The 15,612-nt window shown below is 65.4% G+C and carries 18 protein-coding genes; 14 read left to right on the top strand and 4 right to left on the bottom strand.

Annotated features, from left to right (window positions below; translation table 11 throughout):
* Positions 1 to 49: 49 nt before the first annotated feature.
* A complete protein-coding gene (locus AYJ57_RS04750; RefSeq protein ID WP_066101947.1) occupies positions 50 to 1,300 on the top strand; it encodes a PAS domain-containing protein in 1,251 nt (416 codons plus the stop codon).
* A 128-nt stretch (positions 1,301 to 1,428) separates the two neighbouring features.
* On the opposite strand, the gene AYJ57_RS04745 is transcribed toward AYJ57_RS04750, so the two are convergent.
* Positions 1,429 to 2,298 (bottom strand): branched-chain amino acid aminotransferase, encoded by an 870-nt coding sequence (locus tag AYJ57_RS04745; RefSeq protein ID WP_066101944.1) that lies wholly within the window; start codon positions 2,296 to 2,298, stop codon positions 1,429 to 1,431.
* A 156-nt stretch (positions 2,299 to 2,454) separates the two neighbouring features.
* Here AYJ57_RS04745 and AYJ57_RS04740 point away from each other — a divergent pair, with 156 nt between their 5' ends.
* The 10 genes from AYJ57_RS04740 (at position 2,455) to queF (ending at position 10,231) form a co-directional block, all read left to right on the top strand.
* Positions 2,455 to 2,967: a MarR family winged helix-turn-helix transcriptional regulator gene (locus AYJ57_RS04740; RefSeq protein ID WP_066101940.1), complete on the top strand. Its 513-nt coding sequence runs from the start codon at positions 2,455 to 2,457 to the stop codon at positions 2,965 to 2,967.
* On the top strand, positions 2,964 to 3,668 hold the full coding sequence (locus AYJ57_RS04735) for a response regulator (protein ID WP_066101937.1): 705 nt from the start codon (positions 2,964 to 2,966) through the stop codon (positions 3,666 to 3,668). The genes AYJ57_RS04740 and AYJ57_RS04735 overlap by 4 nt, the downstream gene beginning before the upstream one ends.
* An 84-nt stretch (positions 3,669 to 3,752) precedes the next feature.
* Positions 3,753 to 4,679, top strand: a complete 927-nt coding sequence (locus tag AYJ57_RS04730; RefSeq protein WP_066101935.1) for a histone deacetylase family protein — start codon at positions 3,753 to 3,755, stop codon at positions 4,677 to 4,679.
* Positions 4,676 to 4,918 (top strand): exodeoxyribonuclease VII small subunit, encoded by a 243-nt coding sequence (locus AYJ57_RS04725; RefSeq protein WP_066101933.1) that lies wholly within the window; start codon positions 4,676 to 4,678, stop codon positions 4,916 to 4,918. The genes AYJ57_RS04730 and AYJ57_RS04725 overlap by 4 nt, the downstream gene beginning before the upstream one ends.
* A 6-nt stretch (positions 4,919 to 4,924) precedes the next feature.
* On the top strand, positions 4,925 to 5,794 hold the full coding sequence (locus AYJ57_RS04720) for a polyprenyl synthetase family protein (RefSeq protein WP_066101930.1): 870 nt from the start codon (positions 4,925 to 4,927) through the stop codon (positions 5,792 to 5,794).
* A gap of 17 nt (positions 5,795 to 5,811) precedes the next feature.
* Positions 5,812 to 7,737 carry a 1-deoxy-D-xylulose-5-phosphate synthase gene (dxs, locus tag AYJ57_RS04715; RefSeq protein WP_066101927.1) on the top strand — a complete coding sequence of 642 codons (1,926 nt, stop codon included), beginning with the start codon at positions 5,812 to 5,814 and terminating at the stop codon, positions 7,735 to 7,737.
* A 226-nt stretch (positions 7,738 to 7,963) separates the two neighbouring features.
* Positions 7,964 to 8,665, top strand: a complete 702-nt coding sequence (gene queC / locus AYJ57_RS04710; protein ID WP_066101924.1) for a 7-cyano-7-deazaguanine synthase QueC — start codon at positions 7,964 to 7,966, stop codon at positions 8,663 to 8,665.
* Positions 8,665 to 9,033, top strand: a complete 369-nt coding sequence (gene queD, locus AYJ57_RS04705; RefSeq protein ID WP_066101921.1) for a 6-carboxytetrahydropterin synthase QueD — start codon at positions 8,665 to 8,667, stop codon at positions 9,031 to 9,033. Before queC ends, queD begins: the two co-directional genes overlap by 1 nt.
* Before the next feature lies 1 nt (position 9,034).
* A complete protein-coding gene (queE, locus tag AYJ57_RS04700; protein ID WP_066101918.1) occupies positions 9,035 to 9,742 on the top strand; it encodes a 7-carboxy-7-deazaguanine synthase QueE in 708 nt (235 codons plus the stop codon).
* A 24-nt stretch (positions 9,743 to 9,766) separates the two neighbouring features.
* Positions 9,767 to 10,231, top strand: coding sequence for a preQ(1) synthase (queF, locus tag AYJ57_RS04695; RefSeq protein ID WP_066101913.1), 465 nt, complete (start codon positions 9,767 to 9,769; stop codon positions 10,229 to 10,231).
* Between the two features lie 84 nt (positions 10,232 to 10,315).
* Here queF and AYJ57_RS04690 read toward each other — a convergent pair whose 3' ends face one another.
* Positions 10,316 to 11,170 (bottom strand): SDR family oxidoreductase, encoded by an 855-nt coding sequence (locus tag AYJ57_RS04690; RefSeq protein WP_066101911.1) that lies wholly within the window; start codon positions 11,168 to 11,170, stop codon positions 10,316 to 10,318.
* A 191-nt stretch (positions 11,171 to 11,361) separates the two neighbouring features.
* Between AYJ57_RS04690 and AYJ57_RS04685 the strand changes: the two genes are divergently transcribed.
* Entirely contained in the window at positions 11,362 to 11,835 is a 474-nt protein-coding gene (locus AYJ57_RS04685) for a lytic transglycosylase domain-containing protein (RefSeq protein WP_066101909.1), read from the top strand.
* Positions 11,836 to 11,838: 3 nt separating this feature from the next.
* Here the strand turns inward: AYJ57_RS04685 and AYJ57_RS04680 are convergent, their stop codons facing one another.
* A complete protein-coding gene (locus AYJ57_RS04680; protein WP_066101906.1) occupies positions 11,839 to 12,828 on the bottom strand; it encodes a DNA topoisomerase IB in 990 nt (329 codons plus the stop codon).
* 113 nt (positions 12,829 to 12,941) lie between these two features.
* Between AYJ57_RS04680 and AYJ57_RS04675 the strand changes: the two genes are divergently transcribed.
* The gene (locus AYJ57_RS04675; RefSeq protein WP_066101904.1) at positions 12,942 to 14,426 is read left to right on the top strand and encodes an AMP nucleosidase; all 1,485 of its coding nucleotides are present in this window, start codon (positions 12,942 to 12,944) and stop codon (positions 14,424 to 14,426) included.
* A gap of 132 nt (positions 14,427 to 14,558) precedes the next feature.
* On the top strand, positions 14,559 to 14,846 hold the full coding sequence (locus AYJ57_RS04670; RefSeq protein ID WP_066101901.1) for an HU family DNA-binding protein: 288 nt from the start codon (positions 14,559 to 14,561) through the stop codon (positions 14,844 to 14,846).
* 66 nt (positions 14,847 to 14,912) lie between these two features.
* Here the strand turns inward: AYJ57_RS04670 and AYJ57_RS04665 are convergent, their stop codons facing one another.
* Positions 14,913 to 15,611: a GNAT family N-acetyltransferase gene (locus AYJ57_RS04665; protein ID WP_066101899.1), complete on the bottom strand. Its 699-nt coding sequence runs from the start codon at positions 15,609 to 15,611 to the stop codon at positions 14,913 to 14,915.
* Position 15,612 lies beyond the last annotated feature (1 nt).

Below are 15,612 nucleotides of genomic sequence, written 5' to 3'. Positions count from 1 at the left end.
CATCGGTCATGCTGCGCAGAACGGTCGCTGTCCAACTCGCGTGGTTCCCATGTCCCAGCACGATTCCCAGCTCATCGCGCAGACGCGCAACAGCAATGTCGGCGAGGTGCCGTTCGAGCTGAAGGACCTGTTCTTCTCACGCACCGACGGGCGCGGGGTGATCATCCACGGCAACAGCGTCTTCCGCAAAATCTCTGGCTATATGTGGGAGGAGCTGAAGGGCGCCCCGCATAAGGTGGTGCGCCATCCCGACATGCCCAAAGGCGTGTTCCAGCTGTATTGGGATAAGCTGAAGGCCGGGGATTACGTCGCCGCCTATGTCAAGAACAAGGCCAAGGACGGGCGCTATTACTGGGTGCTCGCCGTCGCCTGGCCGATCGAGGGCGGCTATATCTCGGTGCGGGTGAAGCCCTGCTGCGGCCTGCTCGAGAAGGTGAAAGAGATTTACGCAAAGCTGCGCGAGGGCGAGACCGAACAGGGCGTCAGCCCCGTGCGCAGCATGGAGCAGTTGATCACCCTGCTGGCCGAGGAAGGCTATACCTCCTACGAGGGTTTCATGACCGCCGCGCTGGCGCAGGAGCTTGAAGAGCGTTCGCGGCGCATGGGCGTGAAGCTGGGCCAGCGCCAGCAGCGCTTCATGACGATGGCCAAGACGATCCTGCAAATCCGCGAGGAAACCGACCGGATGACCGAGATCATCAAGGCGATCCGCACGGTGCCGATGAACATGCGTATCCTCGCCTCGCGGCTCGAAAACGCCGGCGGGCCGATCAGCGCGATCTCAGTGAACTACGGCTCTATGCTCGATGAGATGGCGGCTTGGGTGCGGGCCTTTGTCGAAGGGGAGGACAGCACCTACATGCGTATGCTGACCACGATCCAGCAGGGGCAGTTCCTCGTCTACGCAGGCAGCTTGCAGGCGGAAATGTCGGCGATCTTCCAAGAGGATGTGCGCCATGCCGCCGCCAAGGAGGATGTGCTTCGCGATAAAGAGACGCTCATCGCCGAAGAAATCGCCTTTCAGAAAGCGGCCATCGACGCGCTGAAAGTCGTCGAGATCGAAGCGACCCGCCTAGGCCGCTCGGTGCTCGACATGAAGCGCTATGTCACGGGCCTCAGTTCCACCCGCATGATGTGCAAGATCGAAAGCGCGGCACTCTCCGGCACGGGCGACTCGCTGGCGGGGATCGTCGATCAATTGGATGCCGGGCAGGACGAGATCGAGGCGCGGCTGGCGCGGATCGTCGAGCTGAACACCGTGATCCAGTCCAACACCGCCATGCTGCGCGCGATGAGTTGAGACACTAGATAAGTTGAGACACTAAGGGTTGATACAGGAAGGGTTGAGACACAAACGGCCCGCGCGATGCGCGGGCCGTGGTCGGGATGCGAAACCCGGGGTGGGGCGCAGGGCCCCGGCTGGATCGCTCAGGAGCGGACCAGCTTTTCGTAGGTCGCGGCGATGTCGCGGGTCAGCGCGCCAACCTCAAAGGTGTAATCGCCGATCTGCCCCACCGGGGTGACCTCTGCCGCGGTGCCGGTCAGCCAGCACTGCTCGAAGCCTTCCATTTCTTCGGGCATGATGTGGCGTTCGTGCACGGTGATGCCCTTCTCCTTCAGCAGCTTGATCACCGTCTGACGGGTCAGGCCGTTGAGGAAGCAGTCGGGCAGCGGCGTGTGCACTTCGCCGTCCTTGACGAAGAAGATGTTGGCGCCGGTCGCTTCGGCCACATACCCGCGGTAGTCCATGAACAGCGCGTCCGAGCAGCCCTTGGCTTCAGCCGCATGCTTGGAGGTGGTGCAGATCATGTAGAGGCCCGCGGCTTTGGCATGGACCGGGATGGTCTCGGGGCTCGGGCGCTTCCATTTCGCGATGTCGAGCTTGGCGCCCTTCATCTTCGCGTCGCCATAGTAGTTGCCCCAGGCCCAGGCCGCGATGGCCAGCCGCACCGGGTTGCGTGCCGAGGCGACACCCATGTCCTGGCCCGCACCGCGCCATGCGATGGCGCGCACATAGGCGTCGGTGAAACCATTGGCCTTCAGCACGGCATCTTTGGCGGCATCGATCTCTTCGGCGCTGTAGGGGATTTGCATATCCAGCTCACCGGCGGAGAAATGCAGGCGCTTCGAGTGCTCGTGGCCGAGGAAGATCTTGCCATTGTAGGCGCGCTCCCCTTCGAACACCGAGCTTGCATAATGCAGCGCGTGGGTCAGGACATGTACCTGAGCATCCCGCCAGTCCAGCATCTGGCCATCCATCCAGATCTTGCCGTCGCGATCGTCGAAAGCTCCGTCCATGGGTCATCTCCTTCAATTGGGCGCTTTGCATAAATTGCGTTTATTACGTCCGATCCGGGCATAAAGTTGCGCAAAAACTGCGACTCGCTAACAGTTCGCTATTGGAATGTCAACAACGCTGACTTAAAGTGCAGAAAACGAACTTTTGGGGGAGCGATGGCAGACGCGACGGCAAGTCAGGTTCAGGGCGGAGAATCCCTGCTCTATCTGACGGATGAGCAGCTCAGGCAGGGGATCGAGGCGATGTTCTTCGCCTATCGCGGGTTCACCGCCGATCCGGACCGCATTCTGCAAACGCTGAGCTACGGCCGCGCGCATCATCGCGCCATCCATTTCATCCATTGCGCACCGGGCACCACGGTCAACAATCTTCTGGCCATTCTGGGGGTGACCAAACAGTCGCTGAACCGGGTGCTGCGGACTTTGGTCGAGGACGGTTTGGTGGAAAGCCGCGTTGGCCGCGCCGACAAACGCGAGCGGCACCTCTATCTGACCGAGGCCGGCGACGCGCTGGAAAAGCAGCTTTCCGACGCGCAGCGCGCGCGGATGCGCGCCGCTTACCGGCAGGTCGGCCCAGAGGCCGTGGCGGGCTTCAAGCAGGTGCTCGAGGCGATGATGGACCCCGAGATGCAGCGCCAGTACCAGAAGCTGCGGGAGAACCGCGGATGAGTGATCCCGACGCACATCTGCTGATCGTCGATGACGATGAGCGGATCCGCAGCCTTTTGCAGAAGTTCCTGATCCGCAATGGCTTTCTCGTGAGTGCCGCACGTGACGCGGCGCATGCGCGGCGCATCATGGCCGGGCTCGATTTCGATCTCATCGTGCTGGATGTGATGATGCCGGGCGAGGATGGCATCAGCTTCACCCGCGCGATCCGCGCCGAGCGGCAGACGCCGGTGCTGCTGCTGACCGCGCGTGGCGAGACCGAGGACCGCATTGCCGGGCTCGAGGCCGGGGCGGACGATTACCTCGCCAAGCCCTTCGAGCCGAAGGAGCTTTTGCTGCGGATCAACGCCATCCTGCGGCGGATGCCGGAAACCATCGTGACCGATGCCGCCCAGCCCAAGCTGCTGACGCTCGGCCCCATCCGCTATGATATCGAGCGGGGCGAGATGTGGCGCGGTGACGATCTGGTGCGACTGACCGCAACGGAAAGCCAGCTCATGCGCATCTTCTCGGCCAAGCCGGGGGAGGCGCTGAGCCGCACGAAGCTGGTTGAGGAACTGGGCCGCGACAAAGGGCAGGCGCAGGAACGCGCGGTGGATGTGCAAATCACCCGCCTGCGCCGCAAGATCGAAAGCGATCCGAAACAGCCGCGCTACCTGCAGACGGTGCGCGGCGCGGGCTACATGCTGGCGCCGGACTGACGCCCCTCTCTTTTGCTGGCCCCCTTGTTCTGACTGGGGAATCGCGGTCTCCTGCGGTGAATTTGCAACCGGAGGAGGGCTGCGATGGGCACCGCACTGATCACCCATGCCGACTGTCTTGACCACCTGACGCCAGAGGGCCACCCCGAACAGGTGGCCCGGCTCGATCACGTCCTGCACGGGCTGCAGGGGCTCGACCTGCTGCGCCTTGCCGCGCCGCGCTGCGAGGATCGCGACATCCTGCGCGCCCATCCGCAGCGCTACCTCGACCGTCTGGTCGCGGAGGTGCCGGGCAGTGGCCTGCACCGGCTCGACGAGGATACATGGCTTTCGCCACGTTCGATGGAGGCGGCGCGCCGCGCGGTCGGCGCCGCCGTGCGCGCGGTGGATGCGGTGATGGCGGGTGAGGCGCGCAATGCGTTCTGTGCCACCCGCCCGCCGGGGCACCATGCCGAGGCCGAGACGCCCATGGGCTTTTGTCTTTTCGGCAACGCCGCCATCGCCGCCAAACACGCGCTCGACCGGCATGGTCTCGATCGCGTGGCCGTGGTGGATTTCGACGTGCACCATGGCAATGGCACGCAGGCGCTGCTCTGGGACGAGCCCCGCGCGCTGCTGATCAGCTCGCAGCAATATCCGCTCTGGCCCGGCACCGGGGCCGCGGCCGAGCGCGGGGGTCACGACAATGTGCTCAACATCCCGCTGCCGCCGGGCAGCGGCGGGGCCGAGATGCGCGCCGCTTACACCGAACAGGTCTTCCCCCGGCTCGCGGCCTTCGAGCCGGAGCTGGTCATCATCTCAGCGGGGTTTGATGCCCATGCCGACGATCCGCTGGCCGAGCTGAACTGGACCGAAGAAGACTTTCGCTGGATCACACAGCAGCTGTGCCGCGCCGCGCAGGGCAGCGCGCGGGGGCGGGTGGTCTCGGTTCTCGAAGGTGGCTATGATCTGCGCGCGCTCGCGGACTCGGCCCGGGCGCATGTACAAGAATTGATCGAGGCAGGCAGATGAGTGAGACCCCCGTCGCGGAGATGAGCTTTGAACAGGCAATGGGCGAGCTCGAGCAGGTGGTGACCCAGCTCGAGCGCGGCGAGGTGCCGTTGGAGGAGTCGATCACGCTCTACCAGCGCGGCAGCGAGCTGCGGAAACATTGCGAGGAAAAGCTCAAGGCAGCCGAGGAAAAGGTCGCCGCGATCACCCTCGACGCGAATGGCGAGCCCGCGGGTACCAAGCCTGTCGAAGGGCTCTGAGCCTCGATGTTTGCCGAATCCCTAGTCAGCGCCGCGGCGTCGGTCGCGGCGCATCTCGAGGCCGTTCTGGACGAGCATGACGCGCTGCCGGTTGTCGAGGCCATGGGCTATGCCACCCGCGGCGGCAAGGCGCTGCGCGGCTATCTGGTGCTCGAGAGCGCGCGGCTGCATGGCGTGCCCGAGGGCCATGCCATCTGGCCCGCCTGCGCCATCGAGGCGGTGCATGCCTATTCGCTGGTGCATGACGATCTGCCCTGCATGGATGACGACGACCTGCGCCGCGGCCTGCCCACGGTGCATCGCAAATGGGATGAGGCCACCGCGGTTCTGGCGGGCGACGCGCTGCAGTCGCTTGGCTTCGAGCTGGTCAGCGATCCGCGCTGCCATCCCTCGGGCGAGGTGCGCGCCGATCTGGTGCTGTCGCTGGCCCGCGCTGCGGGCGCGCGTGGCATGGTGAAGGGGCAGGCGCTCGACATGGCCGCCGAACGCACCGATGTGCCGCTCGATCTGGCGCAGATCACCGCGCTGCAGGCCGGCAAGACCGGGGCGCTGATCCGCTGGTCCGCCGAGGCTGGCGCGCGGCTGGCAGAGGTCGACCCGGCGCCGGTCTCGGCCTATGCCGACCGGCTCGGGCTGGCCTTCCAGATCGCCGATGACATTCTGGATGTCGAGGGCGATGCCGCGATGATGGGCAAGGCCGTCGGCAAGGACGCGGGCCGTGGCAAGGCCACTTTCGTGTCGCTGCTTGGGCTGGAGGCCGCCAAGCGCCGCGCGCAGGATCTGGTGGACGAGGCCTGTGACGCACTATCTCCCTATGCAGACCGGGCGGAAAACTTGCGGGCTGCAGCCCGCTTCGTTATCTCCCGCAGCAATTGACGCCAGAGGTGCACCCTATGTCCTCCCGCCCCGAAACGCCCGTTCTCGACCGCGTGGCAACTCCTGCTGATCTCAAGCGGCTTTCCGACGACGAGCTGCACCGGCTGGCGCATGAATTGCGCGCCGAAACCATTTCGGCTGTGTCCGAAACGGGCGGTCACCTCGGTGCGGGGCTGGGTGTGGTGGAACTGACCGTTGCGCTGCACGCAGTCTTTGACACGCCGCGCGACAAGCTGATCTGGGACGTCTCGCACCAGTGCTACCCGCATAAGATCCTCACTGGACGCCGTGACCGCATCCGCACGCTGCGCATGAAAGAGGGTCTTTCGGGCTTCGCCAAACGCTCCGAAAGCCCCTATGATCCCTTCGGCGCGGGCCACAGCTCGACCTCGATCAGCGCCGCGCTCGGCTTTGCCATGGCGCGCGAACTGGGCGGCGCCTGCGAGACCGGCCTCGGCGATGCCATCGCGGTGATTGGCGACGGGTCGATGTCGGCGGGCATGGCCTATGAGGCGATGAACAACGCCGGGCATCTGGGCAAGCGGCTGATTGTCATCCTCAACGACAACGAGATGTCCATCGCGCCGCCCACCGGCGCCATGTCCTCCTATCTCAGCCGCCTCTATGCCGAGGCGCCGTTCCACGATCTCAAGGCCGCCGCCAAGGGCGCGGTGAGCCTGCTGCCGCCGCCGTTTCGGGAAGGGGCGAAACGCGCCAAGGAAATGCTCAAGAGCATGGCCGTCGGCGGCACGCTGTTCGAGGAGTTGGGCTTTTCATATCTTGGCCCGATCGACGGCCACGACATGGACCAGCTGCTGCCGGTGCTGCGCGCGGTCAAGGCGCGCGCCGACGGGCCGATCCTGATCCATGTGCTGACCAAGAAGGGCAAGGGCTATGGCCCCGCCGAGCATTCCGCCGACCGCGGCCATGCCCGCGCCAAGTTCGATGTGGTCACCGGCGAGCAGAAAAAGGCGCCGTCCAACGCGCCCGCCTACACCAAGGTCTTTGCCAAGGAGCTGACGAGGCTCGCGGCGCAGGACCCCCGCGTCTGCGCGGTGACCGCCGCCATGCCCGATGGCACCGGGCTCGACCTGATGGCCGAGCGCTTCCCCGAGCGGGTGTTCGACGTGGGCATCGCCGAGCAGCATGGCGTCACCTTCGCCGCCGGCCTCGCCGCGGGCGGGATGAAGCCCTTCTGCGCCATGTATTCCACCTTCCTGCAGCGTGGCTACGATCAGGTGGTGCATGACGTGGCGATCCAGCGCCTACCGGTGCGCTTCGCCATCGACCGTGCGGGCCTCGTGGGCGCTGATGGTGCCACCCATGCGGGCGCCTATGACATCGCCTTCATGGCCAATCTGCCGGGCATGGTGGTGATGGCCGCCGCCGATGAGGCGGAACTGGTGCATATGACCGCCACGGCTGCGGCGCATGACGAGGGCCCCATCGCCTTCCGCTACCCGCGCGGCGAGGGGGTTGGCGTCGAGATGCCCGAGACGCCCGAGATCCTTGCCATCGGAAAGGGCCGGATGATCCGCGAGGGCAAGACCGTGGCCATCCTCAGCTTCGGCACGCGCCTCGCCGAGGTGCTGAAGGCCTGCGAAAAGCTCGAAGCGCGCGGCATCTCGCCCACCGTCGCCGACGCCCGTTTCGCCAAGCCGCTCGACCGCGATCTGATCCTGCAACTGGCGCAGGACCACGAGGCGCTGATCACCATCGAAGAGGGCGCCGTCGGCGGTTTCGGCAGCCATGTGGCGCAGCTTCTGTCGGACGAAGGGGTCTTTGACCACGGTCTGAAATTCCGCTCCATGGTGCTGCCCGACACGTTCATCGACCATTCGAGCCCGGCGGATATGTATGCCACGGCGGGTCTCAACGCCGAGCAGATCGAAGAAAAAGTCCTCACCACCCTCGGCGTCGATGTGCTGAACAAGCGCGCCTGACCCCGCAAAGGTCCTTCTTCTCTTTCAAAATACGCCGGGGGAGTCCGCGCCAGCGGACGGGGGCAGCGCCCCCCAACCCTGCAAGGGCCCGGCCATGCCTCGCGCGTGGCGGCGCGCACGCTCCCGTGTCCGCGCCGCCAAAGCCCTTGCCCCATGGCAGCCGAGCCTTTATGGACCCGCCCACACCGGTCGCAGCCTACCCGGTCATCAAAACAAGGGTTAAACCATGAAGACTATCGTTATCTGCTCCGGCGGGCTGGATTCTGTCTCGCTCGCCCATATGGTCGCAGCACGGCACGACCTCACCCGCCTTGTGTCCTTCGACTATGGCCAGCGCCATGCCAAGGAACTGGACTTCGCCAAGGCCGCCGCCGAACGCCTCGGCGTGCCGTTCCACCGCATCGACATGCGCACCATCGGCGCCGCGCTCACCGGCTCTGCGCTGACCTCCGACATCGACGTGCCCGACGGGCATTATGCCGAAGAGACCATGCGCATCACCGTGGTCCCGAACCGCAACGCCATCATGCTGGCCATCGCCTTCGGCGTTGCCGCGGCCAATGGCGACGAGGCGGTCGCTACCGCCGTGCATGGCGGCGATCATTTCATCTACCCCGACTGCCGTCCCGGCTTCACCCGTGCCTTCGAGACCATGCAGCGGCATGCGCTCGACGGTTACGCGGATGTGTCGCTCTACACGCCCTTCGTCGAGCGGACCAAGGCCGACATTGTCACCGAAGGCGCCAAGCACGGCACGCCCTTCGCGCAGACATGGTCCTGCTACAAGGGCGGCGAGACCCATTGCGGGCGCTGCGGCACCTGTGTCGAGCGTCGTGAGGCCTTCCATCTGGCGGGCGTCGCCGATCCCACAATCTACGCCGATCCGGACTTCTGGCAGCAGGCCATCGCAGCGCGGGAGGAGGCGTGATGTATCGCATCAGCAAGGAGTTTCACTTCTCCGCCTCGCATCAGCTTGTGCATCTGCCCGAAGATCACCAATGCGCCCGGATGCATGGGCACAATTACATCGTCGTGGTCGAGCTGGCGGCGCACGAACTGAACGCCGACGGTTTCGTGCGCGACTATCACGAGCTGGCGCCGCTCAAGGCCTATATCGACGAGAGCTTCGATCACCGGCATCTCAACGATGTGCTGAACGTGGCCTCCACCGCCGAGAACCTCGCTCGGCATTTCTACGAGTGGTGCGCCGCGCGCTGGCCCGAGACCGCCTCGGTCAAGGTCAGCGAAACGCCGAAGACATGGGCCGAATATCGGCCCGCGCCGCTGGCGGCCTGACATGGGTCTGCGCATTGCCGAGATTTTCGGCCCGACGATCCAGGGCGAGGGCGCGCTGATCGGCGAGCCCACGGTTTTTGTCCGTGCCGGTGGCTGCGATTACCGCTGTAGCTGGTGTGACAGTCTGCACGCGGTGGACAGCGCCTTTCGCCACACGTGGACGCCGATGAGCGACGCCGAGGTCTGGGCCGAGGTCACGCGGCTTTCGGGCGGGCGTCCGATCACCGTCTCGCTGAGCGGCGGCAATCCGGCGATTCAGGACTTCGGTCCGGTGATCGAGATGGGTCGGGCCGAGGGCTATCGTTTTGCCTGCGAAACGCAGGGCTCGGTGGCGCGGGGCTGGTTCGGGCGGCTCGACACGCTGGTGCTCAGCCCCAAGCCGCCCTCGAGCGGTGAGACCGTGGACTGGAGTGCCTTCGCGGACTGCGTGCAGGCGGGGCAGGGCGCGCGGCAAACCGTCATGAAGATCGTCATCTTCGACGAGGCTGACTATGCCTGGGCGAAGGACGCCCATGCCCGTCACCCCGATCTGCCGCTCTACCTGCAGCCCGGCAACCCTGAGGTCGACCCCGACGTGCCGGTCGACCCGCAAAGCCTCGCCGATCGCCTCCTGTGGCTCACCGAATGTGCCACCGCCGACGGTTGGTTCACGCCCCGCATCCTTCCGCAGCTGCATGTGCTCCTCTGGGGCAACAAGCGCGGCGTCTGAATTTCCATTTCCGGAGATCCCGAAATGACCGACAGCATTTACAGCAACCTCAAGCAACTCGGCGGCGCCACAGTCCTGCCCGCCTCGCCCGAAGAGGCGGAGCTCGAGCGCGTGCCCAACCCGCAGGCCGATGTGGCCTACAACGTGCGCTTCACCGCGCCCGAGTTCACTTCGCTCTGCCCGATGACCGGACAGCCCGATTTTGCACATCTGGTGATCGACTATGTGCCGGGGCAATGGCTGGTCGAGAGCAAGGCGCTGAAACTCTACCTCGGCGCGTTCCGCAACCATGGCGCCTTCCACGAGGATTGCACCATTTCCATCGCGCGGCGGCTGGCGGAGTTTCTCGATCCGCAATGGCTGCGCATTGGCGGCTATTGGTATCCGCGCGGCGGCATCCCGATCGACGTCTTCTACCAGACCGGGCCGATGCCTGAGGGCGTGTGGATCCCCGATCAGGGCGTGCCGCCCTACCGTGGACGCGGCTAACGCGAGAGCACTGGTGGTTGGGGGCGCTGCCCCCCGCCCGCCTTTGGCGGGCTCCCCCGGGATATTTTTGCCAAGAGGAAGGCCTCAGCTTTCCTCTGCGAGCAGGGCGGCGAGGCCTTTTCGATAGTCCGGGTAGAGAAGCTCGATGCCCAGTTCCTGCTTGATGCGGTCGTTCCGCACGCGCTTGTTTTCCGCGTAGAAACTGCGCGCCATGGGGCTCATGTCGGCCTCGTCGAAGTTCACGGCGGGCGGCGGCGGCATGCCCAGCAGTTCGGCGGCGTGCAGCAATACGTCTTCTGGCGGGGCCGGGTTATCGTCGCAGAGATTGTAGATTGCGCCGGGGCGGGGCTTGCGGATCGACGCCTCGAGCACCTGCGCAATATCCTCCACATGGATGCGGCTGAACACTTGGCCTGGCTTGATGATGCGCCGCGCCGTACCTTGCCTTACCTTCTCGAAGGGGCCGCGCCCGGGGCCGTAGATGCCCGCGAGGCGGAAGATGTGCAGCGCCAGCCCGTCGATGGCTTGCCACGCCTCCTCGGCCTGCTTGCGGGCCTTGCCGCGGGCGGTGCTGGGGGTCAGGGGCGTTGCCTCATCGACCCAGCCGCCGCCGTGATCGCCATAGACGCCTGTGGTCGACAGGTAGCCGACCCAAGTGAGATCGGCGGCGCGCGCCTTGATTGCGGAGCCTATTTCGGCCAGAGCCGGATCGCCGCCGTCGCGCGGGCCTGCGGAGACGAGCACATGGCTGGCCTCGGCCAGCGCGGCCTCGAGCGCGGCGGCTTCCCACAGCACCGGCTCGACGCCCTGTACCCGCAAGTCATCCGCTTTCGAGGGGTCGCGGTGGGTGCCGAGGATGCGCCAGCCCTGCGCCTGCAGGCGCCGTGAAAGGGCGCATGCGCAATAGCCATGGCCGAGGGTGAGGAGTGTTCCTGTCATGCGGCGCAAACTGGGGCGCGGCACGGGGCTTGGCAAGGCCTGTCAGGTGCCCCGCGGGCCGGCAAGCTTTCGCCGAAGAGCGGCCGCGCCGCGACGGCAGGCGCTCTTGGCGATAGGCAGCGCTTTAAGATCGCGTTAATTAGTCACCGTCGTGAAACAGCCGGTATTCCCGCATGTCCCGAAAGACCGAAATGACCCGCCGCGCGACGGTGCTTGCGCTGCTTGTGTCGCCTTTGGCCGCCTGCTCTGCGCAGCAGGAAGAGGCCCAGCCGGTTCAGCGCTTCAACCCGCCGCTCTATCCCAATGAGACGCCAGAGCTGCGGGCCTCGATCAACCGCTGGGCGGATTACTACGAGGTGCCGCGAAAGCTGGTGCACCGGCTTGCCATCCGCGAGAGCACGCATAATCCCGAGGCGCGCAACGGGCCTTATTACGGCCTGCTGCAGATTCTGCCAGCAACCGCACGCAGCATGGGGTTTCGCGGTGCGCCCAGCGATCTTTACGATGCCGACACCAACCTTCGCTATGGGGTGAAATACCTGCGCGGCGCTTGGCTGCTGTCCGATGGCAGTCAGGACCGGGCGATCGGCTGGTACGCGCGGGGCTATTACTACGAGGCCAAACGGCGCGGCATGCTGGTCGAGACCGGGCTGCGGCCCGGCTGAGGCTCAGCCGCCGAGCAGCGCCAAAAGCTGCGCTTCGGTACGGCGCAGCCCGGCGCGCTCTGGCGCTTTGTCGAGCCGCGGCGGCAGGCCGCTCTCGGCCAGCGCGATCACCTCTGGATGGATGTAGGAATTGCGCGCCACCGTGGGCGTGTTGGCCAGCCGCTCGGCGGCGGCTTCGGCCATGGTCTTGATGCTGATCGTCGCGCTGGACTTCTGGGCGCTCTGCGCGGCCTCCAGCGCCGCGACGCTGCCATTCCATGTGCGGAAGGTCTTGGCGGTGATCTGCGCGTCGCCGGTGCGCTCGGCCAGCCAGAGGTTGATTTCTTCAGAGTGCAGCGTGTGCGGCACGCCCTCCTCATCCAGCCATGCGATCAACGCGCGCCCCGGCAGGTCGTCGAGGCGGGACAGCGCGCGCTCGAGCGTCCGATCCTTCAGCACCTTGCGCACGCGCTTGCCGCCCTTGCCGGGGAAATTCAGCCGCAGAGTGCCCCCGTCGAGCCGCAAATGCGTGCCGCGCAGAGTGGTGGCCCCATAGCTGCCGTTCTCCTTGGCGTAATCGGCATTGCCCACGCGCAGCCCGGCGCGGTCGAGCAGCGCCAGCGTTGCGGCGAGGGCGAAGGCCTTGTCTCCGGGATCGCGCTCGCGCAGTTGCGTGAGGATCGCCCGGCGCACCCCCGGCAGCGCGGCCCCGAATATGGCGAGGTGACCGTATTTCCGCTCGGCCCGAAATGCCGTCCACTCGGGGTGGTAGCGGTATTGCTTGCGCGCGCGTGCGTCGCGGCCCGTGGCCTGAAGGTGGCCGTTGGCCCGCGGGCAGATCCAAACGTCCTCATAGGCCGGGGGCACGGCGAGAGCACCGATGCGCGCACGCTCGGTGCTGTCATCGATCCGGGTGCCATCGGGAGCGGTGTAGGAAAAGCCGCGGCCACAGCGCCTGCGGCGGATGCCGGGGCGGCTGTCGGGGTAATAGGTGAGGTCTGGCGTCGGGCTCATGCCTGCGAACGCCGGGCGCTGCGGCGCGGTTCCGGTGCGGGCGGTTCAGCCGGTCTTGAACCCGTCACATCTTCCTGCCACGCTGCCCGGCAAAATAGCGGAAGGAGCCGCAGATGCAGGACATGCAGGCGAAATTGCAGATCGTTTCCCCCGAGGCCCTGGGCCCCGAGCTTTTCGACAATGCCGAGGCGGCGGTCGAGCGGCTTTGTGCGCTCTATGCGCAGGCCGCGGAGTTCCTCAAGGAGCGGTTCCTGTCGTCGATGTCCGAGGGCCATCCCGGCGTGCGCTATCGGGCGTTCTATCCCGAGGTGCGGATCACCACGACGAGCTTTGCCAAAATCGACAGCCGCCTCAGCTTTGGTCACGTCTCGCAGCCCGGCACCCATGCCACGTCGATCACCCGGCCCGACCTGTTTCGGCATTACCTGAAACAGCAGATCGGCCTGCTGCTCGAGAACCACGGCGTGCCGGTACAGATCGGCCTTTCGGAGACGCCGATGCCGGTGCATTTCGCGGTCGCCAATTATCCCGAACTGACGGTGCCGCAGGAAGGCGCGGGCAGCTTCATCCTGCGCGATGTCTTCGACGTGCCGGATCTGACCACCACCAATGACGACATCGTCAACGGCGTGGCGCGCCCGGCTGCTGATGGGGCGGAGCCGCTGGCGCCGTTCACCGCGCAGCGGGTGGATTACTCGCTGGCGCGGCTGGCGCATTACACCGCCACCGATCCGGCGCATTTCCAGAACCACGTGCTGTTCACCAACTACCAGTTCTACGTCAGCGAGTTCGAAGCCTACGCGCGGGCGCAACTGGCGGACCCCGAGAGTGGCTATACCTCTTTCGTGTCGACCGGGAATGTCGAGATCACCGATGCCGAGACAGAGATCCCGCTGACCGCGAAGATGCCGCAGATGCCGACCTACCACCTCAAGCGCAAGGACGGCTCGGGGATCACGCTGGTCAACATCGGGGTGGGGCCGTCGAACGCCAAGACCGCGACCGACCATATCGCGGTGCTGCGCCCACATGCGTGGCTGATGGTCGGGCATTGCGCGGGGCTGCGCAACTCGCAGAGCCTTGGAGACTTCGTGCTGGCCCACGCCTATCTGCGCGAGGACAAGGTGCTCGACGACGATCTGCCGGTCTGGGTGCCGATCCCGGCGCTGGCCGAGATTCAGGTGGCGCTTGAGGATGCGGTCGAGGAAGAGACGCAGCTTTCCGGCTATGACCTCAAGCGGGTGATGCGCACCGGCACCGTCGCCTCGGTGGACAACCGCAACTGGGAACTGCGCGACCAGCGCGGCCCGGTGCAGCGGCTCAGCCAGAGCCGGGCTGTCGCGCTCGACATGGAGAGCGCCACCATCGCGGCCAATGGGTTCCGCTTCCGCGTGCCCTACGGCACCTTGCTGTGCGTCAGCGACAAGCCCCTGCATGGCGAGTTGAAGCTGCCGGGAATGGCGTCGGATTTCTATAAGACTCAGGTGGCGCGCCACCTGATGATCGGGATAAGAGCCATGGAACATCTCCGCTCAATGCCCCTTGAGAGGATCCATAGCCGCAAATTGCGTAGCTTCGACGAAACAGCCTTCCTCTGAACCGGCGTTTTCCAGCGCAAATAGCGTAGTTTTCGCTTGCAAAAAGCCACTATTCGTTGTGTTTCGACTCTACATAGAGTTAAGTGACCTCAATGGGGCCCAAGTACTCGGGCAGTTCAAGGAGACCATGAAATGGCGAAGCCGATGACCAAAACCCAACTCGTGGCCGCACTGGCAGAAGAGATGGGCGCAGACAAGAAGACCGCGTCGACCGCTCTGGAAGCGATCACCGGCATCATCACCAAGGAAGTTGCAGACGGCGGTGCCGTGACCCTTCCGGGCGTGGGCAAAATCTACTGCCGTGAGCGTCCCGAGCGCATGGTGCGCAACCCCGCCACCGGCGAGCAGTTCAAGAAAGAAGCCGACAAAGTGGTCAAGATGACCATCGCGAAGGCGCTGAAGGACAGCGTCAACGGCTGATCTTTCCTGCTCGACTGAGCATCAGGGCCGCGAATTTCGCGGCCCTTTTTTATTGTTTTCAGGTATTTAGATGTCGTTAAGGCGGGTGATCTGCTGCCCGTCCGCCCCGAAGTTCGCGGGCGAGAGCCATGCCTCGAACCGGGCCTTCAGCTTGGGCCATTCGCTGTCGAGGATCGAGAACCACGCGGTGTCGCGGTTCCGCCCCTTGGTCACCACCGATTGCCGGAAGGTGCCCTCATAGGTGAACCCTAGCCGCTCGGCGGCCCTGCGCGACGGGGCGTTGAGCGCGTCGCATTTCCATTCGTAGCGGCGATAACCCAGCTCGTCGAAGGCGTTACGCATCATCAGATACATGGCTTCGGTGGCTGCGGCGCTGCGCTGCAGGGCGGGGCTGAAGTGGATATGACCCACTTCGATGACGCCATTGTTCGGGTCAATCCGCAGGTAGGAGGCGATTCCCACCGGCGTGCCATCGGCATCGCAAAGCGTGTAGAACTGCGGATCGCGACTGGCGGCGCAGGCTTCGACCCATTTTTGTGCATCCTCCAGTGAGGTTAGCGGGCTGCCAGGCAGGTAGGTCCAACTGCGACCGCTCTCGTCCTTGCTGAGCGCCTCATAAAGCGCGGCGGCATGCGCGGGCTGGGTGGGCTCGAGGCGGACGGTGCGGCCCTGCATCGGCTTGTGCGGAGGGAAGGGGCGGGGAAAAGAACCCTCGGCGGGCAACCCAATGGGCTGCCCGTGTTCATTTATGCGATGGTCGGTCATT

This window comes from Salipiger sp. CCB-MM3, from assembly GCF_001687105.1.
Taxonomy (GTDB): domain Bacteria; phylum Pseudomonadota; class Alphaproteobacteria; order Rhodobacterales; family Rhodobacteraceae; genus Salipiger.
Note: the sequence above shows the minus strand (reverse complement) of the source record. Positions and strands in the feature narration are given on the sequence as shown.

What these genes read in the sequence shown, in the direction of transcription:
- AYJ57_RS04750 (WP_066101947.1), top strand. Translation starts at nt 50, where the DNA reads ATGTCCCAGCACGATTCCCAGCTCATCGCGCAGACGCGCAACAGCAAT.
- AYJ57_RS04745 (WP_066101944.1), bottom strand. Translation starts at nt 2,298, where the DNA reads ATGGACGGAGCTTTCGACGATCGCGACGGCAAGATCTGGATGGATGGC.
- AYJ57_RS04740 (WP_066101940.1), top strand. Translation starts at nt 2,455, where the DNA reads ATGGCAGACGCGACGGCAAGTCAGGTTCAGGGCGGAGAATCCCTGCTC.
- AYJ57_RS04735 (WP_066101937.1), top strand. Translation starts at nt 2,964, where the DNA reads ATGAGTGATCCCGACGCACATCTGCTGATCGTCGATGACGATGAGCGG.
- AYJ57_RS04730 (WP_066101935.1), top strand. Translation starts at nt 3,753, where the DNA reads ATGGGCACCGCACTGATCACCCATGCCGACTGTCTTGACCACCTGACG.
- AYJ57_RS04725 (WP_066101933.1), top strand. Translation starts at nt 4,676, where the DNA reads ATGAGTGAGACCCCCGTCGCGGAGATGAGCTTTGAACAGGCAATGGGC.
- AYJ57_RS04720 (WP_066101930.1), top strand. Translation starts at nt 4,925, where the DNA reads ATGTTTGCCGAATCCCTAGTCAGCGCCGCGGCGTCGGTCGCGGCGCAT.
- dxs (WP_066101927.1), top strand. Translation starts at nt 5,812, where the DNA reads ATGTCCTCCCGCCCCGAAACGCCCGTTCTCGACCGCGTGGCAACTCCT.
- queC (WP_066101924.1), top strand. Translation starts at nt 7,964, where the DNA reads ATGAAGACTATCGTTATCTGCTCCGGCGGGCTGGATTCTGTCTCGCTC.
- queD (WP_066101921.1), top strand. Translation starts at nt 8,665, where the DNA reads ATGTATCGCATCAGCAAGGAGTTTCACTTCTCCGCCTCGCATCAGCTT.
- queE (WP_066101918.1), top strand. Translation starts at nt 9,035, where the DNA reads ATGGGTCTGCGCATTGCCGAGATTTTCGGCCCGACGATCCAGGGCGAG.
- queF (WP_066101913.1), top strand. Translation starts at nt 9,767, where the DNA reads ATGACCGACAGCATTTACAGCAACCTCAAGCAACTCGGCGGCGCCACA.
- AYJ57_RS04690 (WP_066101911.1), bottom strand. Translation starts at nt 11,170, where the DNA reads ATGACAGGAACACTCCTCACCCTCGGCCATGGCTATTGCGCATGCGCC.
- AYJ57_RS04685 (WP_066101909.1), top strand. Translation starts at nt 11,362, where the DNA reads ATGACCCGCCGCGCGACGGTGCTTGCGCTGCTTGTGTCGCCTTTGGCC.
- AYJ57_RS04680 (WP_066101906.1), bottom strand. Translation starts at nt 12,828, where the DNA reads ATGAGCCCGACGCCAGACCTCACCTATTACCCCGACAGCCGCCCCGGC.
- AYJ57_RS04675 (WP_066101904.1), top strand. Translation starts at nt 12,942, where the DNA reads ATGCAGGACATGCAGGCGAAATTGCAGATCGTTTCCCCCGAGGCCCTG.
- AYJ57_RS04670 (WP_066101901.1), top strand. Translation starts at nt 14,559, where the DNA reads ATGGCGAAGCCGATGACCAAAACCCAACTCGTGGCCGCACTGGCAGAA.
- AYJ57_RS04665 (WP_066101899.1), bottom strand. Translation starts at nt 15,611, where the DNA reads ATGACCGACCATCGCATAAATGAACACGGGCAGCCCATTGGGTTGCCC.